At 66.8% G+C, this 25,047-nt stretch carries 18 protein-coding genes and 3 riboswitches; of the genes, 6 read left to right on the top strand and 12 right to left on the bottom strand.

All coding sequences use genetic code 11. From position 1 onward, the window contains the following. Window positions 1-75: 75 nt before the first annotated feature. Window positions 76-594, bottom strand: a complete 519-nt coding sequence (locus tag FHY02_RS23480; RefSeq protein WP_409322796.1) for an MFS transporter — start codon at window positions 592-594, stop codon at window positions 76-78. Then, the gene (locus FHY02_RS20615) at window positions 537-1,514 is read right to left on the bottom strand and encodes an MFS transporter (RefSeq protein WP_260173037.1); all 978 of its coding nucleotides are present in this window, start codon (window positions 1,512-1,514) and stop codon (window positions 537-539) included. Before FHY02_RS20615 ends, FHY02_RS23480 begins: the two co-directional genes overlap by 58 nt. 335 nt (window positions 1,515-1,849) lie before the next feature. Between FHY02_RS20615 and FHY02_RS20610 the strand changes: the two genes are divergently transcribed. The 4 genes from FHY02_RS20610 to FHY02_RS20595 are packed head-to-tail and all read left to right on the top strand — an operon-like array spanning window position 1,850 to window position 7,839. Next, window positions 1,850-2,179, top strand: coding sequence for a hypothetical protein (locus FHY02_RS20610; protein ID WP_183925823.1), 330 nt, complete (start codon window positions 1,850-1,852; stop codon window positions 2,177-2,179). Window positions 2,180-2,233: 54 nt separating this feature from the next. After that, window positions 2,234-3,493: a TolC family protein gene (locus FHY02_RS20605; protein WP_183925821.1), complete on the top strand. Its 1,260-nt coding sequence runs from the start codon at window positions 2,234-2,236 to the stop codon at window positions 3,491-3,493. After that, on the top strand, window positions 3,490-4,638 hold the full coding sequence (locus FHY02_RS20600; RefSeq protein ID WP_183925819.1) for an efflux RND transporter periplasmic adaptor subunit: 1,149 nt from the start codon (window positions 3,490-3,492) through the stop codon (window positions 4,636-4,638). Before FHY02_RS20605 ends, FHY02_RS20600 begins: the two co-directional genes overlap by 4 nt. A gap of 3 nt (window positions 4,639-4,641) precedes the next feature. Then, window positions 4,642-7,839 carry an efflux RND transporter permease subunit gene (locus FHY02_RS20595; protein ID WP_183925817.1) on the top strand — a complete coding sequence of 1,066 codons (3,198 nt, stop codon included), beginning with the start codon at window positions 4,642-4,644 and terminating at the stop codon, window positions 7,837-7,839. Window positions 7,840-7,907: 68 nt separating this feature from the next. Here the strand turns inward: FHY02_RS20595 and FHY02_RS20590 are convergent, their stop codons facing one another. The 3 genes from FHY02_RS20590 to FHY02_RS20580 all read right to left on the bottom strand — a co-directional run bounded on the left by FHY02_RS20590 (window position 7,908) and on the right by FHY02_RS20580 (window position 11,004). Then, window positions 7,908-8,048, bottom strand: coding sequence for a hypothetical protein (locus FHY02_RS20590; protein WP_183925815.1), 141 nt, complete (start codon window positions 8,046-8,048; stop codon window positions 7,908-7,910). 241 nt (window positions 8,049-8,289) lie between these two features. Then, window positions 8,290-9,702, bottom strand: a complete 1,413-nt coding sequence (locus FHY02_RS20585; RefSeq protein ID WP_183925813.1) for an ISNCY family transposase — start codon at window positions 9,700-9,702, stop codon at window positions 8,290-8,292. 528 nt (window positions 9,703-10,230) lie between these two features. Then, complete coding sequence (locus FHY02_RS20580; protein ID WP_221198764.1) at window positions 10,231-11,004, bottom strand: acyl-CoA thioesterase; 774 nt, start codon at window positions 11,002-11,004, stop codon at window positions 10,231-10,233. Window positions 11,005-11,109: 105 nt separating this feature from the next. Beyond that, window positions 11,110-11,310: riboswitch (cobalamin riboswitch) on the bottom strand. 154 nt (window positions 11,311-11,464) lie between these two features. Beyond that, window positions 11,465-11,688: riboswitch (cobalamin riboswitch) on the top strand. A 123-nt stretch (window positions 11,689-11,811) separates the two neighbouring features. Between FHY02_RS20580 and FHY02_RS20575 the strand changes: the two genes are divergently transcribed. Together FHY02_RS20575 and FHY02_RS20570 are read left to right on the top strand one after the other, a co-directional pair. After that, window positions 11,812-12,795: a putative oxygenase MesX gene (locus tag FHY02_RS20575; RefSeq protein WP_183925811.1), complete on the top strand. Its 984-nt coding sequence runs from the start codon at window positions 11,812-11,814 to the stop codon at window positions 12,793-12,795. A 28-nt stretch (window positions 12,796-12,823) separates the two neighbouring features. After that, window positions 12,824-13,852 carry a methionine synthase gene (locus FHY02_RS20570; RefSeq protein WP_183925809.1) on the top strand — a complete coding sequence of 343 codons (1,029 nt, stop codon included), beginning with the start codon at window positions 12,824-12,826 and terminating at the stop codon, window positions 13,850-13,852. Between the two features lie 53 nt (window positions 13,853-13,905). Here FHY02_RS20570 and FHY02_RS20565 read toward each other — a convergent pair whose 3' ends face one another. The 7 genes from FHY02_RS20565 to FHY02_RS20535 all read right to left on the bottom strand — a co-directional run bounded on the left by FHY02_RS20565 (window position 13,906) and on the right by FHY02_RS20535 (window position 24,993). After that, a complete protein-coding gene (locus FHY02_RS20565) occupies window positions 13,906-15,948 on the bottom strand; it encodes a TonB-dependent receptor (RefSeq protein WP_183925807.1) in 2,043 nt (680 codons plus the stop codon). Between the two features lie 166 nt (window positions 15,949-16,114). After that, window positions 16,115-16,354, bottom strand: a riboswitch (cobalamin riboswitch). Between the two features lie 402 nt (window positions 16,355-16,756). Continuing rightward, window positions 16,757-18,082 carry an ATP-binding protein gene (locus tag FHY02_RS20560; RefSeq protein ID WP_183925805.1) on the bottom strand — a complete coding sequence of 442 codons (1,326 nt, stop codon included), beginning with the start codon at window positions 18,080-18,082 and terminating at the stop codon, window positions 16,757-16,759. After that, window positions 18,083-18,760, bottom strand: coding sequence for a response regulator transcription factor (locus tag FHY02_RS20555; RefSeq protein WP_183925803.1), 678 nt, complete (start codon window positions 18,758-18,760; stop codon window positions 18,083-18,085). Between the two features lie 7 nt (window positions 18,761-18,767). Then, window positions 18,768-20,144: an efflux transporter outer membrane subunit gene (locus FHY02_RS20550; protein WP_183925800.1), complete on the bottom strand. Its 1,377-nt coding sequence runs from the start codon at window positions 20,142-20,144 to the stop codon at window positions 18,768-18,770. Beyond that, complete coding sequence (locus FHY02_RS20545; RefSeq protein WP_183925798.1) at window positions 20,141-23,248, bottom strand: efflux RND transporter permease subunit; 3,108 nt, start codon at window positions 23,246-23,248, stop codon at window positions 20,141-20,143. The genes FHY02_RS20550 and FHY02_RS20545 overlap by 4 nt, the downstream gene beginning before the upstream one ends. Then, on the bottom strand, window positions 23,248-24,225 hold the full coding sequence (locus tag FHY02_RS20540) for an efflux RND transporter periplasmic adaptor subunit (protein ID WP_183925796.1): 978 nt from the start codon (window positions 24,223-24,225) through the stop codon (window positions 23,248-23,250). The genes FHY02_RS20545 and FHY02_RS20540 overlap by 1 nt, the downstream gene beginning before the upstream one ends. A 114-nt stretch (window positions 24,226-24,339) precedes the next feature. Then, entirely contained in the window at window positions 24,340-24,993 is a 654-nt protein-coding gene (locus FHY02_RS20535) for a DedA family protein (protein WP_183925794.1), read from the bottom strand. Between the last annotated feature and the right edge of the window lie 54 nt (window positions 24,994-25,047).

The raw sequence follows: 25,047 nt of genomic DNA, 5'->3' as shown, positions 1-25,047 counted from the left end.
GATTGCAGACGGTCCGCTTTCAAAGAGGAAAGCGTCGATATGCGACGCTCCGCGAGGCCTTTGTCGGGCCGGCAGCTAAGCCGCCACTTCTAGTTCGCGTAAGCTGCGGCCCCGCGTCTCTCTGCCTGCGCGTCCGATCAGTACCGCTGAGAGCGTCATCGGTATGATCAGCGCGACTGCGGCGCCTCCCATAGTAGGGATTAGCCCAGCAAAGGCCCCAAGCTGAACGGCAACCCCGCCGAACTTACTGCTGCCCGCAATAAGTCCGGTGGCGCGTCCACGGACGCGCAAGGCATAGTTTTCTGCTGCATAAGGCAAGAGCACGGCGATCAATCCGTTTGTCCCAACCACCAGCAACGCGATCACAGCTATGAGCAGCGGTGGCCAAACCAGCGTAGGGGCCGGCAGTAGAGCTCCAGCAAGCCCGGCTAGAGTGAGGAGCACAGTGCCGATCAGAGTGCGCTTGCTGCTCCACCGGCTGTAGAGGAAAGCTGCGATCATGATCGTGGGCAGAGCAACGAGCGCAGAGCTAGCGATTATACCGCTCGCGATCTCGGCACTGAAACCGCGATCCTGGAGATCGGACGGTAGCACAGCAGGAGCCCGAAGTTGACGAAGCTCCAGGACAGCGCGGTGATAACCAAGGCGATGGTCAATTCACGGTGGTGAGCCGCTGCACAACCGGTATCTGCTGGGGGAGATTGAACCGGACGCCTGACGATGCCGAACTTGCGGGCCATCTCGGCCAGCTCTGCGTTCATGCCTCGTTCCATCAGAAAGCGCGGTGACTCGGGGATCCATCGTGCCATTGCGAGCAGTAGCAGGCCTGTCGGGAAGCCCTGCAGCCACAAGCTGCGCCAGCCGAAGAGAGGCTCGAACAGATGCGCGGCACCGCTGGCCGCGAGGTAGCCTCCGACCAGCCCCGTGCCGCCAACAAGCACGAGAACCCAGCTCCGGTGCCGCGGCGGCATGATCTCAGCGAGCAGCGTGTAAACGACGGGCAGCATGCCTCCTGCCGAGCACCCCATCAGGAAGCACATGATCAGGTTCCAGCTGTACGAAGGCATGGCTCCACAGATGGAGGTCGAGACGAACAGGATCGTCGACAGCAGGATCGAGACTCGCCGACCGTAGATGTCCGCAAGCCATCCCCAGAGGAACGAGCCAACTGTGGTTCCGGTTAAAGCAACGAACGGCAGCAGCGCCACGGTCGATTTCGCAAGGCCATACTCGCCACGCATGCCAGGGAGCACGAAGCCGAGCGTTGCTGGCTTCATCGTGTCGATGATCAGACCGAGGGTAAGCACCAGCAGCACGGTGGCGTGCGAGCGCGTCATAGGGGTGTCGTCGGGTGCTTCGAAGGCACCGCCAGCGCCTGCTTGGTGGTCAGGCCAATTCTTCGGAAGCGCACCAAAGATCGCAGCTGGCACGCCGATGCCGATCAGCGCCATGCCAAGGTACATCCAACCGTCCATGGGCATTCCCGACAGGTGATTGCCCATCGTATGCGCCATGGCCAGCATAGGTAAGTGAAGGGCGACTCCAGCACTGATCGCCGCGCAACCTGCCCAGAAGAGCGGCCAGCGCTCCCCGACAACCGAGCTTCCGCGGCTGCTACTGCCGTTCGCCATGCTTCTATCCCCACCAGTCGCAGCGGCATACGCCACGCGGCTTGCCTGCTACAAGCAAAGCCCCTGCTCAGGGCTGGGTTAAGCCTCATGGCTTACCGCCTGGCTGCTCTCAGGCTCCTGGATCACCAACACGAGCGTCCGGCTCTGGGTCTCTGACCGGTATCCTGGAGATTGAGCAAGTAGGGTTACGTTGCGCCTGCTCAGTGCTAAGGAGCTGTATGCGCAAGCTCGTGCCCTTCCTGGCGTGCCTGATGCTGGTCCTGACGACTTGGGCCGGCATGGCGCATGCCGCAGAAGCCGGCGGCGTCGAGACGAGCAGGGCCGAGATGGCTGCCCACGCGCCGGGCGATGGTGACGAAGTGCCCGCCGACGCCGACAAGGGCTATCCCCACCATCATGCGAGCTGCCATGAGCATCACGCGAGCACGCCCGCCGTCCGTGCCGCAGCGTGCCCGATCACCGTCGCGGCGGCGATGCCGCTGCCGGTACCCGCCCGCGTACTGAGCGGGCGGGACACCGAAGCGGATCTCCGACCCCCACAAGCCTGACGAGTGTCCAAGGGCGCGCGAGCGCGCCCGGAACACCACCGTCAGGAGCGTCACATGTACCGCATCATCGCGGCCGTCCTGGCCGCAGGCGTCTGCGCATCGTCGCTGCAGGCCCAGACCAGCCCGCCGGCGTCAGCGGCGCCGGCGCTCACGCTTGCGGAGGCACTCGACCGTGCGGGCGCCTCGTCGCCCTTCCAGGATGCGGCCGCGGCGGGGATCCGTGGAGCCGAAGCGCAGCATCGCGTGGCCGGCCTCCGGCCCAACCCGTCCATCATCGGCGAGGCCGAGAACGTCGCCGGCACCGGCATCTACCAGGGGCTGCGCTCGTCGGAGACGACGGTCGGCCTCGCCCTGCCGCTGGAACTCGGCGGCAAGCGCGGCGCCCGCATCGCGGTCGCCGAGGCGCAGATCGGGCGTGCCGCCCTCCAGGCCGAGATCGCGCGCGCCGACCTGCGGCTGAGGGTCACGCAGACCTACAACGCCGCAGCCGCCGCCCAGCGCAGGGTGGCGATCGCGGAAGGTCAGGTGGGCGTCGCGGGCGAAGTGCTCCGGGCCGCCCGCGTGCGCGTGCAGGCCGGGCGCGCGTCTCCGCTGGAGGAGCAGCGCGCCGACTTCGCGCGGATCGCCGCGGAAGGTGCGCTCGAACGAGCACGGCGCTCGGCGGAGGCCGCTTCCGGCAACCTCGCCCGTCTGGTCGGCATGCCGGTGGGGCAGCTCGATCACGACTGGTTCGACGCCTTGCCCCCGCCCGGCGCGTCGCGTCGTTCAGCGTCGGGAAGCCTCGCGGTCGCCACGGCGCGCGCCGACCTCGACACGGCCACCGCGCAGGTGCGCCTGGCCCGCAGCCAGCGCGTGCCTGACCTGACCGTCAGCGCCAGCGCCCGCCGGCTGGAGCAGACCAACGACGTCGCCGCGGTGTTCAGCATCTCGATACCGCTGAACGTCTTCAACAACGGTCGAGCCAGCATCGCCGTCGCCGAGGCGCAGCGCGAGCAGTCCGACGCACAGCGACGGATCGCTCTGCTCGACGTGGAGCAGGACGTGGCCATGGCGCAGGTCGAGGCCGAGAACGCCGCCACTACCGCGCGCAACGCCGCCGGACCCGCGCTCGCCGCCGCCATGGAGGCCGCCCGGATCGCCCGCATCGGCTACCGGGAAGGTAAGTTCGGGCAGCTCGACCTGCTCGACGCAGAACGGACGCTGCTCGAGACACGCACGGCCGCGATCGACGCGCTGGCCGCCCAGCACGACGCGCAGGCCCGCCTGGAACGCCTGACCGCCGCGGCGTCGCTTCCCAAGGACGATCAACGATGAACCGCATCATGAAGGCCGCCATGCCGGCCGCGCTGGTCCTCGCCGCATCCGGCTGCGACCGATCCGCCGAACCTGTCGAGAAGACCGCCGAGGCCGGCGAAGTGAAGGAGCGTCCCGCAGCCGATCCCATGACCGCCACGCTCACCCCGCAGCAGATCGCCGACGCCGGCATCGAGGTGACGCGCCCGACCGTCGGCGGCGTCGCCGGCGCGATCGAGCTGCCCGCCACGATCGAAGGGGATCCGCAGGGCGTGCAGGTGGTGTCGGCGGCCATCGGCGGCCGGCTCGTCTCGCTCACCCGCAATCTCGGCCAGTCGGTCCGCCGCGGCGAAACGCTTGCCGTCATCGAGAGCCGGGAAGCCGCAAGCCTCAACGCCGAGGTGGAAGCGGCGCGCGCGCGCTCGGCGCTCGCGCAGTCGAACCTGCGTCGCGAACAGCGCCTGTTCGCCGAGCGGGTGTCGCCAGAGCAGGATCTCGTCGCCGCCCGCACGGCCGCGACCGAGGCGAGCATCGCGCTGCGTCTCGCCCGTCAGCAGCTCTCGGCCACCGGCGGCGGGGCCGGTGCGCTCAACCGCATTGCGGTCCGCTCGCCGATCTCCGGCCAGGTGATCGCCCGCTCGGCCACCCTGGGCCAGCAGATCGCCGCCGACGCCGAGATCTTCCGGATCGCGAACCTCGCCAGAGTGTCGGTGACGATGTCGCTGGTGCCGGCGGATGCGGGCCGCGTCGCGCCTGGCGCACCGGTCGAGGTCACCTCCGCGGGACGACGTCAGGAGGGCCGCGTGACCTTCGTCTCGCCGATCCTCGACGAGACCACCCGCCTCGTCCCGGTCATCGCCACCATCGACAATTCGGGCGGCACGTGGCGCGTCGGCGAGAACGTCGGCGTCTCCGTGCTGCTGCCGGCCACCGGCGATCGCAGCGTCGCGGTGCCGTCGGCCGCCGTGCAGATGATCGGCGACAGGCCGCATGTCTTCGTCCGGACGCCATCGGGCTTCAAGGCGACGCCGGTGACGCTCGGCCGCACCAACGGCGGTTCGGTCACCGTCACCGCCGGCCTGACCGGAGAGGAGCGGATCGCCTCCACCAACAGCTTCACGCTCAAGGCCGAACTCGGCAAGGGCGCGGCCAACGACGAGGACTAGGCCATGCTCGCCCGCATCGTCACCTTCGCCGTCGAGAAGCGCTGGCTCGTCCTGCTGCTGACGCTCGCCGCGGCGCTCGCCGGGACGTTCGCCATCCAGCGGCTGCCCATCGACGCCGTTCCCGACATCACCAACAACCAGGTGCAGATCAACGTCGTCGCGCCCGCCCTCTCGCCGGACCAGATCGAGAAGCAGGTCGCCTTCACTGTCGAGACCGCGCTCGCCGGCATCCCCGGCCTCGAATACACCCGCTCGCTCAGCCGCAACGGGTTCGCCCAGGTCACCGCCGTCTTCGACGAGCGGACGGACATCTACTTCGCGCGTCAGCAGGTCACCGAGCGGCTGCGCCCGGCCGAGGAGAGCCTGCCCGACGGCGTGAACCCTGAGATGGGACCGATCGCCACCGGGCTCGGCGACATCTTCATGTGGACCGTCGAATACCGCGAGCTCGACCAGGTCAATCATCGGAACGGCGAGCCCGGCCTCCAGAAGGACGGGAGCTACATCACGCCCGAGGGCGACCACCTCGTCACGGCCGCCGACAAGGCGACCTACCTGCGCACCGTGCAGGACTGGATCGTCACGCCGCAGCTGAAGAGCAGCGCGGGCCTCGCCGGCGTCGATAGCCTCGGCGGCTACACCAAGCAGTATCTGGTCGTCCCCGACATCCAGCGCATGGCGGCGATGAGGATCACGCTGCAGGACCTCGCCACTGCGCTGGAGCGCAACAACACGAGTGCAGGTGCCGGCGTCGTCAACCGCAACGGCGAAGGGCTTGCCGTCCGGGCGGACGGGCGCGTGCGCAACGCCGACGAACTCGCGCGCACGGTCGTTGCCACGCGCGAGAGCGTGCCGATCCTGCTCAGCCAGATCGCCACCGTCCGCACCGGGCAGGCGCTGCGCATGGGGTCGGCGTCCGAGAACGGCCACGAGGTCGTGGTCGGGACCGCCGTCATGCGGATCGGCGAGAACAGCCGCACCGTGTCTTCCGGGGTCGGCGAACGGCTGAAGGAGATCGGCCGCGCGCTGCCCGTCGACGTCGTCGTCAAGCCGGTGCTCAACCGCACGGAGCTGGTAAACTCGACCATCGCCACGGTCGCCCGCAACCTCGCCGAAGGCGCGCTGCTCGTCATCGTCGTGCTGTTCGCCCTACTCGGCAACTTCCGCGCTGCGCTGATCGCTGCACTGGTAATCCCGATCACCATGCTGCTGACCAGCGTCGGCATGCTGCGGGCCGGGGTGTCGGCGAACCTGATGAGCCTCGGCGCGCTCGACTTCGGCCTGATCGTCGACGGCGCCGTCATCATCGTCGAGAACGCGCTGCGCCGGCTCGGCGACGCCCAGCACGGCCGTAGCGAGCCGCTGCCGCTCCGGGAGCGCCTCGACCTCGTCGCGGCGTCGGCGCGCGAGATGGTCCGCCCCTCCGTCTACGGCCAAGCGATCATCATCCTCGTCTACGCGCCGCTGCTCACCTTCACCGGCGTCGAGGGCAAGATGTTCGAGCCGATGGCGCTGACCGTCATCATCGCGCTCGTCTTCGCCTTCATCCTGTCGATGACCTTCGTGCCGGCTGCCACCGCCTGTCTGCTCAGCCGGCCGGTCGACGAGAAGGAGGGCCGCATCGTCGGCTGGCTGCGTCGCCGCTACGAGCCAGGTCTCGGCAAGGCGATGGGGCGGCCGAGCGTCACGCTGGGCGTGGCGGCGGGCGCGCTCGCCCTCGCAGGCGTCGCGTTCACCACACTCGGGCAGGAATTCCTGCCCCAGCTCGACGAAGGCAACATCCTCGTCCAGGCGGTGCGCATCCCCGGCACCTCGGTCGATCAGAGTCAGGCGATGCAGTTCCAGGTCGAGAAGATGCTCGGCCGCCAACCGGAGGTGCGCTTCGCCTTCTCCCGCACCGGCACGTCGGAGATCGCCTCCGATCCGATGCCGCCGAACGCCACCGACACCTTCGTCATCCTGAAGCCGCGTAGCGAATGGCCCGACCCGGGCCTGCCCAAGGAGGAGCTGGTGGAGCGGATGGAGAAGAGGCTCTCGACGCTGCCGGGCAACGCCTACGAGATAACCCAGCCGATCCAGATGCGCTTCAACGAGCTGATCGCCGGCGTCCGCGGCGACATCGCGGTGAAGATCTTCGGCGACGACTTCGGCGGCATGAACGACGCGGCCGGCCGCATCGCCGACATCCTGCGCAGGACGAGGGGCGCCGTCGACGTGCGGGTCGAGCAGATCGAGGGGCTGCCGATGCTCGACATCCGCCCGAACCGCATGGCGATGTCGCGGATCGGCGTCACCGCCGGCGACGTCCAGGACACCGTCGCAGCCGCGATCGGCGGCCGCGAGGCGGGCGTGATCTTCGAGGGGGACCGCCGCTTTCCGGTGGTCATCCGACTGTCGGACGCGTCGCGGTCGGATCTCACCGAGGTGGCGCAGGTGCCGGTGCCGACTTCCGCCGGCGGCTTCGTGCCGCTGTCGACCGTGGCCGACATCGCGGTCGTCGACGGGCCGAACCAGATCAGCCGCGAGAACGGCAAGCGGCGGGTCGTCGTGCAGGCGAACGTGCGCGACCGCGACGTCGCCGGCGTGGTGGCCGACGCGCAGGCAGCGATCGAGGCGCAGGTGAGGATGCCGCCCGGCACCTACGTCGAATGGGGCGGCCGGTTCGAGAACCTGACCTCCGCCCGCGACCGGCTGCTGCTCGTCGTGCCCGTCTGCTTCGCGGTCATAATGCTGCTGCTCTACGGGGCGCTCGGCTCGGTGCGGGACGCCGTGATCGTCTTTACCGGCGTGCCGCTGGCGCTCGTCGGGGGCGTGCTGGCGCTGACGCTGCGCGGCATGCCGTTCTCGGTGTCGGCCGCGGTCGGCTTCATCGCGCTGTCAGGCATCGCGGTCCTCAACGGGCTCGTGATGGTGTCGTCGATCCACGACCTTATGGCCCGCGGCATGGACAGGGGGCAGGCCGCCCACAACGGCGCGCTTGCACGCCTTCGGCCCGTGGCGATGACGGCGCTTGTCGCCAGCCTCGGCTTCGTGCCGATGGCGCTCGGCCACGGTGCAGGCGCCGAGGTGCAAAAGCCGTTGGCAACGGTCGTCATCGGTGGGCTCATCTCGGCGACGCTACTGACCCTTTTCGTCCTGCCGACCCTCTACGCCCGCTTCGGCGGGTGGAGAAGTCGACCCGAACACGAGCTCGCTAGCTGAACGAACGTCTGGAGCTTGGGATGACTGTCCAGCACGCTGGATGGCGGGAATTGGCAGGAAAGCGGACATCAGCCGACGCGCTTCAACCGTCCCAGAAGCCAAACCATCACAAAGATGTCCAAGAAGGCGAAGGGGAGGAACGCCATACCCGGCACCCGCTGGTAAGGCCCTTCGACGAGAATAAGCACGATCGCATGAGCCGTTGCCATAAGCCCTACCATCATCCAGAAATTAGGGGAGGTCCGCCTATCCCACCGAATATGCACGGCCATTATCAAGGCGAAAGCCGAAAACGCTCCCACAACTCCTCGCTGCGGCGATCCTGCTGCAACGAAGGCTGCAAACACGAGCAATCCTACCACGCCACTGAGCGCACCCCAAAGGCGCGGTGATGCTGGTTCCCTCATTATCCTAAGCTGACATCCATGCTTGGGTCACCGCAAGTGGGCGCTACCGGACATACTCCCCAAGGCCGCGTGCCACCAGTTCCTCGTTGGAGAGGCGAGGGCCGCGCTTCAGCTTCGGCGTGCACAGCCGGCGCCGGTCGCTCTTGCCCGGGGAGGAGGCAGGGGGTGCGAACACCCCGACGGACCGGGAGCTGCGCGCCGGCTCATTGTTGTTGCGCTTGGGATGATGCGGCGCGGCTGCCTGGATAGCCTGAGCCATGGCAAGGGCGGCGCCCAGGTGCTTGTTATCGACAATAGCGGCCTGGTTCACCCGGCGCATCTTGTCGAACACACGGTAGGGTAGCACGCGCTCGCCGTGGCGGATCTCGATGCGGCCGTCTGGGTACTCGCACACGTGAACGCGCTTGCGTGCCAGCGAGCGGGTGAGGGGCGTCGGCTCGAGATTGAACATCGCCTTGTTATAGTGCAGCGCCAGTGAAGCGGTGACGGTCCGCTCCTCACGCCACACCATCTCGGCCTCGACGTTCTCATGCGCGGCGAGCGGGCGGTGCACGTCGCGCGGATCCGCTGGCGCGCAGGCGAAGTGGGCATTGTGCCGGGCGACATAGGAGGGGAGGAAGGTGTTAGCTTCGTCGATGGACGAGATGCCGGCCAGCCTCATCGCCTTGACCAGCCGGTCCTGCAACGTGCCATTGGCGCGCTCGACGCGGCCCTTGGCCTGCGGCGAGTTGGCGCAGATGATCTCGACCCCGAGCTTGTCCAGCGCCCGGCCGAGATGCGTCATGCCGTCGCTGTCGGCGGTCGCATTGTTGTTCCGAAAGACGCTGTGCTTGTCCGAATAGAAGGCCACCGGCTTGCCGTGGCGCTCGAGGTAGCTGCGGGTCGCGCGCATGTAGGAGAAGGCGCTCTCGCTTTCAGCCATCTCCAAGTGCATCAGCTCGCTGGTGGCGTCGTCGATGTAGACCAGCAGCGTGCAGCGCGGACCGCGGCCTTCGAACCAGTCATGCTCCGACCCGTCGACCTGCACCAGCTCGCCGCGACACTCGCGCCGGTAGCGCGACTGGTGGAGGCGGGCGCGTTTCGCGACCTTGGCCTTCCACACGCCGGCTGCCATCAGCATCTGCCGCAGCGTCTCGCGCGAAAGCGTGATCCCATGCTGCTCAGCCAGGTACTCGCACGCCAGCGTCGGACCGAAGTCGGCGTAGCGCTCGCGCACGATGCCGACGACCTGGTCGCGAAAAGCCTCGCTGAACCGCCTGTTGCTCGGCCGCCCGCGCTTGCGGGACACGAGGCCGGCCGCGCCATCTCGTCGAAGGCGCTTGAGCAGGCGGTACAGCTGGCTGCGCTGCAGCCCCAGCAGCGCCATGGCATCGACCGGCCGGATCTCACCGCGGTCGAGCCGCATCAGCGTATCGAACCGGCTCACTTCGGCAGCACTCATCGTCAGCACCGTCATCGCTCACACATCCTCGATGTTCGAGGATGGTTATGGCACCGGAGGCCCGCTGCAGAACGGCTGTGCCTTTTCTAAATAGCGGGAGTGTGCCATTTGTACGTTGCGTCTACACCCGCTTACACGCAGTGTTGCCGCCAGTTAGAAAAGACACATTCTCCGCTAGATAGAAATGACACCGCCTCGTGGCAGCGGGGGCAGCGTGTAGCCTCCCAAGCAGCGCAGCGCTGCCCCCGCTGATGCGCTGACCTCTCGGCTCTTGCGCCCATGGACCCGCTGCGACAGCAGCGGGCTCGGTCACGCGTGCGGATGGCGGCAAAGGCAGGATTCAAGACGATCGGTCGAACAGCTCGGCTTCTCGAGATCGGTTGTTCGTTACGCGCTGTGCCTTCCGATCCTCGGCAAAGCTTGGGACCTAGAGGAAAGCGCAATCGAGGGGCCGGGTAAGCAGGTTCCGCAGGCGGCCGTTTTGCTCGACCGCTGCGTTGAGACCATCCTCGTGGGCACCGAAGGAACGCGAGCAGAACTGCATCAACCATACCACTTTGCGTCGGCAATCGGCTTGGAACGACCACTTTCGTCGACTGAGACCATTGTGAACAGTGCAGTGGCGGCATGCCGCCTCCCGCCGGTTATCAGATCTTCGGCAGAAAGATCCACGGCGATGCGCACCGAACTGCGCCCGGTCATACGCACCTCGGCGGTCAGCTCCACCATTTCACCCTCTTTGATAGGCGAGCGGAAGTCGATCCGGTCCGAGGCCGCCATGACCATGACTGACCGGGCATGTCGGGTAGAGGCGATGAAAGCCGCCTTGCCCATCATACGAAGTGCATCGCCACCATAGAGCGTACCGTAATGGTTAGTCTGGTTCGGGAAGATCATGTCGACCATTCGCAAGGGCGGCGCTGCGTCCCGCAGGACCGTCTCCACCATCGGGGGCAAGAGATTGTCGGCTTCGACGGCAACGAGCGTGAAACGGCCGCGCGTACACAGCCGTCGTTCACCTGATACCGGCGCCTCTGCGATCAGTTCGACCTCGACGTCCAGCGACCTTCGCCCCACCCGCATGACCCGGCCCGTGACCTCCACCATGTCGCCGATCCGCGCAGGTGCCGCGAAATCGATCTTTTCCGAAGAGGCAGTGACAAAGGCTGCGCGTCCATGGCGCGAGGCCGCCAAAAAGGCGACCTTGTCCATGTGCGCCAAGGCCACCCCGCCAAACAGCGTGCCGTGGTGATTGGCATCGCCGGGAAAAACCATGTCGATCAGCTGGATGGGGGCGCTGCTTTGTTCCTGTGACATCATGGTCCTCAATCTGTCGCGAGGGCCTCCAGACGCCAGCGGCCAACAGGAGCGACTGAACTCCTCCCGCAGCGACGCAGCGGCCAGACCGGGCACCCCGCCGGTGGTCGTTATGGCGTCGAAGGCAGGTCTCCTGGCTCGCGGGTCGTCATTGCAATCCCGGCCTTCCCAGCGTCGAAACACCAGTGGCACACGAGGGGACCTCAACTCGCCGCTTACAGTTGCGGGGGCAGCATCGGCATTGAACCGATTTCCCGTCTTAGCCTTCGGCCATGCGGCGAAGGAACCTTGACCTCACCCCGGTCGCAGAGAACGGTCCGTCGCGTCAAGGCCGGGCGCTCGCCAACTGAGAACGGTATCGCTGCCGTTGCCGCACCTGCCGCTGCCACGCGGGCAGCAGGTCGCGCATCAAGATATAAAGATGTCTTTATATCAGCATTGACAAACGGCGCTCGATCGTGTGGAAAGGCACTGTCGAGGTTCCCCATTCCAGGCATGGCGATGGGGCTAAGACGGGAAGCTGGTGGTGTCCGTCAGGGCAGAGTCCGGCGCTGCCCCCGCAACTGTGAGCGGCGAGTGGCGGCTCCATTTCGTGTCACTGGGTTCCCGCAAGGAGCCTGGGAAGGCCGGAGCCGCCGCGTTGACCCGTGAGCCAGGAGACCTGCCTTCGACGCGATAACGTTCCTCGGACGGGGGTTCCTCCGGTGGATCGCGCTTGATGCGACGGTCCGTGGCTTGCCGCCATCCGGGCCTGTTCACGCCTTGCGCGCTTTCGCCTGACCTCCCGCCCGCAAGCCTGGGTGAGTCATGACGAATAGCGGGTTCACATTCTCAATCAGCACTATCCCGTTCGACGAGGATTACCGTCCGGCCGACAACACGCGCATCACCACCAACTTCGCCAACCTCGCGCGCGGGGACCGCCGCCAGGAGAATCTACGCAACACGCTGGTGATGATCGACCATCGCTTCAACGCGCTGATGCACTGGGACAATCCCATGGGTGATCGTTACACGCTGGAGCTGAAGATCGTCTCGGCCGCGCTCACGCTGGGGGACAGCGCAGACGACGAAGCGTTTCCACTGATCGAGATCCTGCACACCACGGTGACCGACCGGATCAGCGGCGAGCGTAGCGACGGGATGATCGGCAATAACTTCTCGTCCTATGTTCGCGATTACGACTTCAGCGTCGTCCTGCCCGATCACCTGAATGCCGGAGGTGGCGGCGCGCCGGAAGGCTTCGGCGATCTGCACGGCAACCTGTTCAAGCTTTTCCTCGGATCGAGCGCCTACCGCGACCATTTCCGCAAGCTCCCGGTCATCTGCCTCAGCGTATCGAGCAAGGAGGTGTATCACCGGACCGCCAACGTGCATCCGATCCTCGGCGTCGAATATCGCGACGACAAACTCTCACCCACCGATCAGTATTTTGCGAAGATGGGCATGAAGGTGCGCTATTTCATGCCGCCGCACAGTGTCGCGCCGTTCGCCTTTTATCACACCGGCGACTTAGTCAGTGACTATACCAACCTTGAGCTCGCAAGCACTATCGCGACGATGGAGACGTTCCAGAAGATCTACCGTCCGGAGATCTACAACGCGAACTCGGTCGCGGCGGAGCATTATCAGCCGAGCCTGAGGTATCAGGACTATTCGCTGACCCGCATCGTCTACGATCGCGAGGAGCGCAGCCGCCTCGCCGCCCTGCAGGGCAAATTCGCCGAAGAGCATTTCATCAAACCGCACTGGCCGGCGCTTCAACGCTGGTCCGCGACCTGCGGCCTCTGAACACCACCCACACGACAGGTATTGCATCATGACGACATTGTTGCCGACGACGACTGCGGGCAGCCTGCCCAAGCCCTCGTGGCTCGCTCAGCCCGAAACCCTGTGGTCGCCGTGGAAGCTGGAGGGCGAGGAGCTGGTCGCGGGCAAGCAGGACGCGCTGCGCCTGGCGGTCGACGACCAGCGGCGGGCGGGGATCGACATTCTCGGCGATGGCGAGCAGACGCGCCAGCACTTCGTCACGACGTTCATCGAGCATCTTGACGGCGTCGATTTCGAGAAGCGCGAGATGGTGCGCATCCGCAACCGCTATGACGCCAGCGTGCCGACGGTCGTCGGCGCAGTCTCGCGGCCGACGTCGGTGTTCGTCGACGACGCCCGGTTTCTGCGCGCCCAGACCGATCAGCCGATCAAGTGGACGCTGCCCGGGCCGATGACCATGATCGACACCCTGTACGACGCGCATTACCGCAGCCGCGAGAAGCTGGCGTGGGAGTTCGCCCGCATTCTCAACGAGGAAGCACGCGAGCTGGAGGCGGCCGGGGTCGACATCATCCAGTTCGACGAGCCTGCGTTCAACGTCTTTTTCGACGAGGCCAACGACTGGGGCATCGCCACGCTGGAGCGCGCGGCCGAGGGCCTGAAGGCCGAGACCGCCGTCCACATTTGCTATGGCTATGGCATCAAGGCCAATACCGACTGGAAGAAGACGCTCGGCTCCGAATGGCGCCAATATGAGGAAACCTTCCCCAATCTTCAAAAGTCGAAGATCGATATCATCTCGCTCGAATGCCACAACTCGCGCGTGCCGATGGATTTGATCGAGCTGATCCGTGGTAAGAAGGTGATGGTTGGCGCGATCGACGTCGCGACGGACACGATCGAGACGCCGGAGCAGGTCGCTGACACGCTGCGCAATGCGCTGCGGTTCGTAGATTCCGACAAACTCTACCCGGCTACCAACTGCGGCATGGCCCCTTTGAGCCGTGAGGTCGCTACCGGAAAACTGAAGGCGCTGGGCGCGGGGGCAGAGATCGTTCGCCGGGAAATCGTTGCCTGAAGTGCCGCGATCGCCAGCTTAGGGCCTACCCCAAGCTGGCGACCGGCTAGAGTTCAGAAGTTGACCCTGGCACCCAAGCGCAGCGTTCGTGGCTCGACGACACGGCTTAGCCGTCCATCTGTCGGTCCCGCCGAGTCGAAGGCAGGTATGTAGGCCTCGTAGTAGTACGCGATGTCCTTATCGCGGCTGTCGAGGATGTTCAGCACCTCGCCGTACAACTCGTAGCGTCCGATCTTCCGTGCCGCCCGGAGGTTGACGACCGTGCTGCCTCGATCGCGGACACTGTTGTCCTCGATTAGCGGATAGGGGCCGAGATGACGGACGCGGACGCTCGCCTCCCATGGGTTTAGGACCAACGCGATACCGGCAGATGCAGCATTTTCAAAAGCGTTCGGGATGCGGTCGCCACTATCGTAGCGCGACCTGCTCTCGGTATAGTTGCCGTCGATCGCGACCCACGACGTGGGACGCCAGAACGCTACCAGCTCATAGCCCCGTCGCTTGCTGGCGCCTGTCGGTTCGACTGCGTTTGAGTCGCCGACGAAGCGCAACTCGCTGTCGACATCGAGCCACCAATAGGTCGCGGTGAGCGAGAAGCCGGGCAGCTGCCAGCGAGCGCCAATCTCGCGACCGTCTCCGCGCACCAACACTGGCACCGGCGTCTCGACGTTGACCGCCCCGCGCACGTCATTGGAGTGGAAGCCACGGCCCCAGTTACCGTAGAACTCGAGCTGATCGGTCGGAGAGTATGCGATCGATGCCTTGGGCGAGAAGATGGCATCATCGCCGCTGCCTTGGCCTGCAAGAACCGCCGCCTCATCCCGCGCGCGAACGACGAAATGGTAATAGTCCCCGCGAACCCCACCGATGAGCCGGAGGCCTGTGATCGGTGTCACCGTCACATCGCCATATAGCGCGGCAGACGCCTCCTCGACATGGTAGCGGCCAAGCGACGACAGGAAGGCGCGGGCGCTGGTACGATAAACTCCGACGCTCCCGACATGGTCGTAGCGTTCCTCCGTCCCGACCGACACGGCGACGGCCGGCGCAAGCGTCCAGCGCTTCTCGCCCCGCGCGCCGATGATCCAGCGTTTGTCGAACTGGCGAATCTGTGCGCTGGTGCCGTCGGCATCGGTATAGGTCGGATTGGAATACATCGACCAGTCGTAGAACTGGCCATAGACGTTGGCGTGCCAATCGGGCTGCCGCACCGCGATGTTGCCGACGAGCCGCGTCGTCTCGCCGCGAGCGGTCGGATCGGGAGAACAGAAGACGTCCTTGCAAGAGGCAGTCCCGATGATCCTCTCGGTGATCTGCTCGGTTGGGCGCCAGGTCGCACGGTAGGAGTTGAAGGACGCCTCGATCTGACCGGCGCCGGCAGGCGCGATGTACTTCGCAAAGCCTGATGCGTGGCGCAGATGCTCGGGCTCCTGCCAAGGCCCATCATAGATCTTGGCCTGTGCCACCAGCGTCAGCTCGCCGGAGCCAATATCCTTGATGCTACCACCTGCCGCTATCCGGCCATAGCCATAGGAGCCACCTTCGATCGACATCCAGGGCCGTGCATAGCCGTCAATCGTGGTCATGTAGGCGGCGCCTGCCAAGGCGAAGTCGCCACCATCGGCGCGGTATGGTCCTTTGCGGAAATCCTCACGCGCGACGATCTCGGGAATGAGGCCATTGAGGTCGAGATAGCCCTGTCCGTGACCGTGCGTGCGCAGGTTCATCTGCACGCCATCGATGTAGGTCGTGAAATCGGACCCGTGATCGAGGTTGAAGCCGCGTAGGAAATATTGATTGGCCTTGCCGCTCCCGGAATGCTGAGCGGCGACCATGCCCGGGACCGCCTCCAGCAGCTCCGCTACGCGGAGCAGAGGCCGAACCAGCAAGTCCGCGCCCGCAACGGTGCCCTCGCTCGCCGCGTGGGCGACACCGATCTTCGCTTCGCCCCGGCCAAATACAACGATATCGTCAGCTGGCTCCTTCGTCGAGGCGGCGCCTGTACCCTCGGTTTGTGCGCTTGCTGGTGTCCCACTGGACGCTGCAATCAGCACAGCGCATCCAAGCCAGCCGGCACGTAGTCTCGTATCCTTCATGTTCGTCCCCTCACGCCAAGCGACCTCGACGGGGGTGTCCGCTGTAAACGGTCGGCGTGCGTCGACAGACGGACGCAAGCATCCGCGACACGAACCAATGCGACCCCCGTCGCTCGTTCGTCGCTCAGACGGAAGAACCGTGCCCCGGCCATCCCCTGGGCCAAAGCAAGAGCGACCGGACGCTGGCAGGTCTCCTGGCTCACGGGTCGTCGCTCGACATACGGCCTTCCCGGATCGTGGCCGCTGCGGCGTTGATCCAGTGGCTGCATCTCCCAACGGGAAATGCGATGTACGTCTCGCTCGCCGCTTACAGTTGCAGGGACAGCCTCGGTCTGGGGGAGGGTGTCCTCCCTTACCGTGTTCCCTTTTAAGCCCCTCTCGGGGCACCAGCGCGATCGGTGTCCGACTGGAGGTGCCTCCGGTCGGACAAGAGGCGCGTACCGCTTGCCCGGTTGATCCGCAACTCTGCGTGACGAGCGCCGTCGCAGCGGCACTCAGGAACGCCGGCGCGGCTACCCGTCCGCTGCATCTGCACTCTCGTGGGCCGATTCACCAGAAGCGGACCGTCCGCTACCCTCCCGCTCTCAGCCATTTACCAGTGGCGCCGGCCGGACGCACCTCGAACGTCTGAGATTGGCAGGTTTGCGGACCGGCCGCTTTCGGGTGAGGCAGCGCTCATAGCTAACGTTGGCTTACGCCGCTCACCGTCCCGATTGAGATGGTCGAATGGGAAAGCCTGCGGCTTCTCAGAAGCCGTCGTCCACTCAGATTTCAAGAACCCTGACGCCAAACGCCAGCGCGTATCCATCTATCTCGGAAGCCGTATGGTGACACCGAATGCCCGCTCGGATCGGGACAGAATTGCATTGCCGCCATGACCAACGGCGATGGCGCGAACGAGGGCAAGGCCCAGCCCATGCCCGTCAGTGGTACGTGACGCCTCGGCGCGCGCGAAACGCTGAAACAGGCGTTTGGCATCAGCGGGGTGAACGCCTGGGCCGTCATCCTCCAGCGCCACCTCGATCGCATCCTGCGTAGCCGTTGCAGCCAGTGTCGCTGTGGTGCCGGGCGGCGTGTGGCGCAACACGTTCTCCAACAGGTTCGACAGCGCCTGAGCCAGCAGACGGCGGTCGCCCTCGACACGCAAGCAGGCCGGTATATCCGCCGATAACAGGTGGCCGCTGGCCTCAAAGTCGGGGCGATAAGTTTCGGCCATGTCCTCCAGCAGCGCCGACAGGTCGATCGACCCTAACGCCCGACGTTCAGCCAGCCCTTCGACTTCGGCAATGCGCAGCAGCGCGGCGAATATCTCCAGCAGATCGTCGGCTTGCCGCCGTGCCGCCTCGATCGCGCCCGCGTCCCCGGCCGCGGCGCGGTCGAGCTGGTTGCACAGGCGGGTCAAAGGCGTGCGCAGGTCGTGGGCGACGTCGGTCGATACCTGCCGCAGATTATCCATCAGCGCGGCGATGCGATCGAGCATCCGGTTGAGGGTGGCGGCGAGGCGGTCAAACTCGCTGTCCGACCCGTCGCGTGGCACCCGCTGCGTCAGGTCGCCGGCGATGATCGCCTGCGCAGTGGTATCGATGCGTGACAGGCGACGCCGAGTGAGCCATCCGACCAGCACGGCCGCGCCGATCCCCAGCGCCAGCATCGTCGCCAGCGCGGTCGCGAACAGCGACGCCAGCGTCCGGTCGATCGCCGCGAGATCGCGCCGGTCGGCGACGACGACCAGCATCCCGCCGGGCAGCGGCGTGGCGAGCGCCTGACCGACGCCGGCATCAGCGCCGCGCCGGAAACCCAAATGCTCCTGATAGCCCGGCTCGACCGGCGTCAGCGGCGTGATCGTCGCGGCGATCGTCCGCCCGGCGCGGTCGACGAGCAGATAATCGAGGCTCGCCTCGTTGCGGGCATCCTTGCGCAGGCGGACTGCGTCCGCCACCCCCGCCAAGCCGCCTTCGCGCGCCTCGGCAATCAGCGCATGCGTCTCGACCGCGACGCGGTGGTCGAGTTGCTCCTCCAACGCCTCGTGCGTCACCTCATAGGCGACAGCACCGATCGCCAGCGTCGCGACGCTGAACGCCAGCGCGACCAGCACGACGATGCCGAAAGTCGAGCGCCACAGGCGGGCGAGCATCTATTCGCCCCGGATCATGTAGCCGGCACCGCGCACCGTTTCGATTGCATCAGCGTCGAAGCCGGCGTTGAGCTTGGAGCGCAGTCGACTCAGATGCGTCTCGACGATGTTGGTCTTCGGGTCGAAATCGAAATCCCACACCCGCTCCAGCAGCATGGTGCGCGTCATCACCCGGCGCGGGTTGCGCATCAGCTCGGCGAGCAGCGCGAACTCGCGCGGTTGCAGGGTGACGCGCCGGCCGTCGCGCTCGACGGCGCGACGATGCAGGTCGAGGACGATATCGCCGACCCGGAGCAGATGCGTGTAGTCGCCGCGCGGTGCCGGCCGACGCGCCAGCGCATTGAGGCGAGCGGCGAGTTCGGAGAAGGCGAAGGGCTTGACCAGATAGTCGTCGGCACCGCCCTCCAGCCCCTCGACGCGATCGGCGATACCGCCCACCGCGGTCAGCATCAGGACCGGAGTCGCGTCGCCAGCCGCGCGCAACGCCTTCACCAGCGCCAGGCCGTCGAGGCCGGGCAGCATCCGGTCGACCACGATCGCATCGAAGCCCCCACCGGTCGCCTGGAACAGTCCGTCGCGACCATCCTCGCTGACCGCGATCTGATGTCCGGCCTGCCCCAGCCCCTGCGCGACGAAGGCGCGGGTGTCGCTATCATCCTCGACGATCAATATCCGCATCGCGCGACTATCGCGTAGCAGCGTCAGTTCGCCAACCGCCGCCCAAAGCGCGGAAGAGAGCGACCTCGGTTTGAGACACCGCCAGATCGGACTGGACCTGTTGCAACGTCGCCGATGCGGTTGCTCGCTGCGCGTCGACCTGGAGCAGACCGGGTGCGTCGCCGAGGCGGACCCGGGCAACCGCGCGCCGCGCATAGGCCTGCGCCTCGCGCGAGGCGGTCGCCAGATCGCGGTTGCGCCGGGTCTCGGCGTCGTAGGTCGCCAGCGCCGTCTCGACCTCGCGCAGCGCGCGCAGCGCCGCCACGTCCCATCCGGCCAGCGCCGCGCGCTCGGTAGCGCGGGCCTGTTCCAGCCTTGCGCGTGCCGGTGCCTGGTTGGGAAAGGCCCAGCTGACGAGCGGCGTCACCGCCGCGCTGATCCCGCCGGACAGCAACCCGACAGCCGCGCCCAGATTGACCCGCGGATAGAGGTCCGCGCGTGCCACGCCGATCCGTGCGGCCGCGGCGGCAAGGCGGCGCTCCGCCTCGCGCACGTCGGGGCGGCGCAACAGCAACGCGGTCCCGTCGCCGACCGGTGCCGCCCCGCGCAGGCGAGGCGCAGCGGTGCAGGCGAAGCGCCAGGCGCGCGCCTCGGCGGGGGGGCGACCCTGCAGCGTCGCAAGTCGATACAGCGCATTAGCGCGCTGTGCCTCGAATGGCGCGATGGCGGCGCGGGTGGCGGCGGCGATCGTCGCGACCTGCGACACCTCCAGCGGCGACACCTCGCCCGCGCGAAGCTGTTCACGGACCAGCCCGACCGACCGATCCTGCGCCGCAGCGACCTCGCGCGCGGTGGCGATGGCGCGGCTCGATCCGCACAGGTCGACATAGGCCAGCACGGTGTCGGCGACGACCGCGACGCGCAAGCCGTCGACGACGGCCGCCTGGGCCTCCGCGTCCGCCCCCGCCGCAGTCGCGGCCGAGCGAAGCCGGCCGAACAGGTCGAGATCCCAGCTCGCGGTCGCGGCGATATCGTAGTCTGTCGTCGGGACATTACCCGACGCGCTCGGCTGTCCGGCGGGGTTGTCGACTCCAAGCGCGCTCTCGATCGTCGTCTGCGGCAGCCGCGCCGCCCGTGCCTGTCGCAAGGCCGCGCGTGCGCCGTCGAGATTGGCATAGGCGACGCGCAGATCGGCGTTAGCAGCCAATGCCGAGCGCACCAGTCCGTCGAGCACGGGATCGTCATAGAGCCGCCACCAGTCGTCGGGCACCGGCGCGATCGAGGCCACCGGAAGCGACGCGAAGGCCCCGGTGGCGCTGTCCGGCGCCACGGTGGGCGGCGGCTTGGGCACGCTCATGCAGGCGGATGCGAGTAGGGCTGCGGCGGGGGCCAGGCGGCGGATCATGCCAGCGCCTCCTTGTGTGCGGCAGCAGGCGGCACGGCGCGTTCCTCGCCATAGCGGGCATAGAGCGCAGGCAGCAGCAGCAGGTTGAGCGCGGTCGACGAGATGAGGCCGCCGAGGATCACGATCGCCATCGGATGCTCGATCTCGTGCCCCGGCGCGTTGCCGGCGACGATCAGCGGGACCAGCGCGAGGCCGGCGCAGGCGGCGGTCATGAGGATCGGCACCAGACGTTCCTCGGCCCCGCGCAGCACCAGTTCGCGGCCGAAGGTCATCCCCTCATGCCGTTCGAGATGCTGGTAATGCGACAGGAGCATGATGCCGTTACGCGCGGCGATGCCGATGACGGTGACGAACCCGACCAGCGACCCCAGCGACAGCGTGCCCCCGGTCAGCGCGACCGCCATCACACCCCCGACCAGCGCGAACGGCAGGCTGACGGCGACCAGCGCCGTGATGCGGCGCGAGCGGAACTCCATCCATACCAGCAGCAGGATGCCGACGAGGCAGAGCGCACCGATGCTCCACAACCGGCTGCGCGATTCCTTCAGCGCGGCATATTCGCCCAGCACCTGCGGGTGATAGCCGGTCGCGAACGGCACCTTCGCGACCGCGGCGTCGACCGCCTGTGCGACCGTGCCGAGGTCCGCGCCTGCGACGTTCATCGTCACGTCTAGCCGACGCTGGCCGTTCTCGCGCTTCACCTCGTTGGGCGCGGGAGCGATCTCGATATCGGCGATATCGCCGAGCCGCACCGGCGCGCCGGTGACGGGTGCCTGGATCATCAGGTCGCGGAGCGCATGGACGCTGTTCCGCACCCGCGGCTCGCCCCACACCGCGACGTCGAACGCGCGCTGATCGCGATAGATTTCGCCGACCTTGGCCTGCGCGACCAGTATCTGCGCCTGACGGCGGACCTCGCCCGCGGTCAGGCCGAGCCGCGCCAGTTCGGCAGGCCGCGGACGGATGCGGATTTGCGGGACCAGCACCTGGGATTCCAGCTTCAGGTCGGAGACGCCCGGAATACCGCTTATCGCATCGCGAACCCGTGCGCCGGCCGCGCGCAGCTCGGTCTGGTCGGGGCCGTAGATGCGGACGACGATCGTCGCGCCGGCACCGGTCAGCACCTCCTTGATCCGCTCGCGTAGGTAGGTCAGCACGTCGCGGTAGAGGCCGGGATAGCCCTCAACCACCTCCTTAATCCGCTTCACCGACGCATCGTAATCGGCATTCTCATCGAGGCTGATCCACAATTCGGTGAAGTTTGGACCGACCACCTCGTCGGCCTGCTCGGCGCGACCGATATGCGCGCCGAAGTTGCGTACGCCGGGGATGCTGCGCAGCTCCTTAGAGGCGCGGATCGTGATCCGGTCCATCGCCTCGATCGAGGTGCCCGGCTTCTCGACGAAGTGCATCAGGAAGTCGGTTTCGCGGAAGTCGGGAAGGAACTGGTCCTTGAAGGTCGCATAGCCGACACCCGCCAGCAGCAGACCGCTCGCGACAATCCCGACCGCCAGCGCCGGCCGTCCGACGACGCGCGGCAGGAAGCCGACATAGCGGCGCTTCAGTGCGGCGACGATGCGGGTGTCGCGCTCCCCGGTCAGCGGTGCGCTCGGCAGGAGCAGCAGGCACATCGCCGGCGTGACGGTCAGCGCGACCAGCAGTGACATGCCGATCGCCAGCACATAGGCGATGGCGAGCGGCTGGAAGAAGGTGCCCGCGACCCCGCCGAGGAAGAAGATGGGCACGAACACCAGCATCACGATCAGCGAGGCGAACACTACTGCCGAGCGCACTTCCAGCGACGCGGCCAGCACCACCGCAAACGCGGGCTTCGGATCGGCGGCCTCGCGGTTCAGCCGCAGGCGACGCGCGATATTCTCCACGTCGATGATCGCATCGTCAACCACTTCGCCCAGCGCGATCACGAGGCCGGCGATTATCATCACGTTGATCGTCGCACCCGACCACAGCAGCATCAGTCCCGCGCCGAGCAGCGAAAGCGGGATCGCAACCAGGCTGATCGTCGCCTGTCGCCAGTCGCGGGTGAACAGGAACAGCACCGCCGCCACCAGCGCGCAGCCGATCATCAGCGCACGGGTGAGATTGTCGATCGAGCGTTCGATGAAGGTCGCCGGCCGGAAGATGGTCGTATCGACCTTCACGTCCTTGAGGCCGGGCTTCAGCTCGGCGAACGCGGCCTCGACCGCGCGGGTCAGCTCCAGCGTGTTGGCGGTGGGCTGTTTCTCGACGATCAGCATGATGCCGGGGCCGTCGTCGATGATGGCGTTGCCGATCGGCGCGTTGAAGCCATCGACCACGCGCGCGACATCGCCGATCCGAACCGGCGCTTCGCCCGCCTGCTTGACGATCGCTCGGGCGAGGTCGGCCGCAGTCTGGACGGTGCCCGCCTGCTGAACCGCAAGCCGCTGGTTGGGTGTGTCGACGAACCCGCCGCCCCCGACCAGAACCGCTTCGCCCGCTGCCGCGCGCACCTCCGCCAGCGTCACGCCGGCCGCGCGCAGACGATCGGGATCGACCAGCACCTGCAACTGCCGGTCGCGCTGCCCCCAGACCGCGACATTGGCGACGCCGGGGACCGCCATCAATCGCGGCCGGATCGTCCAGCGCACTAGCTCGGATAACTGCATCTGGTCGAGCTTCGTCGACGACAGTCCGACCTTCATCGCGCGACTGGTCGAGGACAGCGGCGGCATCAGCACCGGTTGGCGCGCCGCGAGCGGCAGACGCGGCTGCACTTGCGCGATCCTCTCCCCGACCATCTGCCGTGCGCGGATCACGTCGGACCCGCGCTCGAACAGGATCTGGACCGACGACAGGCCCAACACCGATTTGGATCGCAGCGTCATCAGGCCGGGGACGCCATTGACCGCGGTCTCGATCGGCACCGTGACCAGGCTCTCGACTTCCTCGGTCGATAGGCCAGGTGCCTCGGTCTGGATTTCCACCAATGGCGGGGCGAACTCGGGAAACACGTCGAGCGGCACGTCGCGCCCGGCGCGGACCCCGAGCACCACCAGCAGCGCGGCGAGCGCGAGGACGAGGACGCGCTGCGCCAGTGCGAAACGGACGAGCCGGCCGAGCATCAGTGCGCCGCCCCGAACTCGGTGCCGAACAGTTCCGCCGCGCCATCGGTCACGACGTGCGCCCCGGCGGACAGGCCGCGCGCGAGCAGCGCCCGTCCGCCGCTTTCCGATGCCACCTCGACACGCTGGCGGACGAAGGTGTCGGGCGCGGTCTTCTGATAGACCCACTCGCCGCCATGGATGTCGCGCAGGATCGCAGTGGACGGCACCGACAGTCCTTCGGTCTGCCCCGCGAGCGGCAGGTCAACGGCGACACGTTGGCCTACGCGGAAGGTACGGTCACGATTGTCGACGGCGTAATACAGGTCGACGGTGCCCGCGACGGTGTTGGCGGATGGCGGCGCCTGCACCGGACGGGCGCTGTGTGGCGCGCCGGCCTCGCCGAGCGTGCGGACCATCGCGGCGGTCTCCCGACGCACATTCCCCATGTCACTGCCGAACACGGACGCACGGACCCACAGCACCGCTTGCGAGCCGAGCGAGGCGACGGCAGGCCCAAGCAAACGGCGCTGCTGACGTGCCGCGCCTAGCGCCGCCTGCGCTGCTGCGAGGGCTGCTGCGGCTTCGTCGCGCGCCCGGACACTGCCGGCTTCCTCGCGCACCAGGCTCTCGGCCCGACCGAGCGCGATCCGGGCGAGGCGAGCCTGCGCCGATGCGCGCGCCAGTTCGGCATCAGCCCCGGCCTGCTGGCTGCCGATCTGTTGGAGATTGGTCGTCGAGTTGACCGGCACACCATTGGCGCTGATCGGCGGGACCACGATTTCGCCGGCCACCTCGCGCGTCGCCGTGGCCGATCCTCCGCCGACGCGCACCAGGCCGATGCCCAAGCGATGTTGCGCTTCGGGCGTCAGCGTCAGCTTCAGCAGCTCGCTTTCGTGCGCCATCGTCTCGGCATGAGCGGGCGGTACGGGCGGCTTCGCAGCCTTCTCGCCGCAACCGGCAAGCAGGATCGGGATCAGAAGGAAAGTGTGGCGCATCGTGACGGCTTAGTCACGAAAGAGTGGGCGCTGCTGGAGCCGACTATACAAAGCCCCAATGTAGCGGCACCCCGCTCTGGTTGCAGACGAGGAGTCCCGAGGTCACCCCGACTTTTATTCGGTTTCTGTGGCGCGTGAAGTTCGCACCCCCGTCAGGCGACGTCGGACGAACCATATTGCCGCCAGCACGATCGCGCCCAGCAGGAACAAGTCGATCTTGTGAAACCAGGCCGACAATCTTGGGTCTGTGTTCCAGCGGCTCCCGAGCACCTGGCCGGCATAGGCCAGCCCGAGGCACCAAGGCAGTGACCCTATGAAGGTGCAGAGGTGAAAGCGCAGCAACGGCATCCGGGCGATCCCCGCAGGCAGCGCGATAAACGAGCGGATGCCCGGCAACATCCGACCTATCAGAACAGCCGCACCGCCGAAGCGCTCGAAAAACCGTTCCGATCGGTCAAGATCCTCGGGTGTGAGCAGGAGCCAACGTCCGTAACGCTCGACCATGGGACGGCCACCGCGGCGCCCCGCCTCATACGCAAGAGCTGATCCGATATTACAGCCGACCGCTCCCGCAATCGCTACCAGCCAAAGGTCCAGGCGACCGGTCGAGACCAGATAACCGCTGAACGGCATGATGATTTCAGACGCCAGCGGGATGCAGGCGCTTTCGAGAGCCATCAAACCGATGATGCCAATATATCCGGTCGCAGCGATCGCGGCGACGATGCAGCCGGCCAACGTTGCAACCAGGTTGCTGATCGCAGTCATATTGAAATTCCTGTGCGGGGATCGCGATCATCGAGCGCTGACAGCCGGGTGACG

This window comes from Sphingomonas sp. BK069 (genome assembly GCF_014193405.1).
Taxonomy (GTDB): domain Bacteria; phylum Pseudomonadota; class Alphaproteobacteria; order Sphingomonadales; family Sphingomonadaceae; genus Sphingomonas.
The sequence above is the reverse complement of the archived record's forward strand: the minus strand, read 5'-3'. Positions and strand labels throughout refer to the sequence as shown.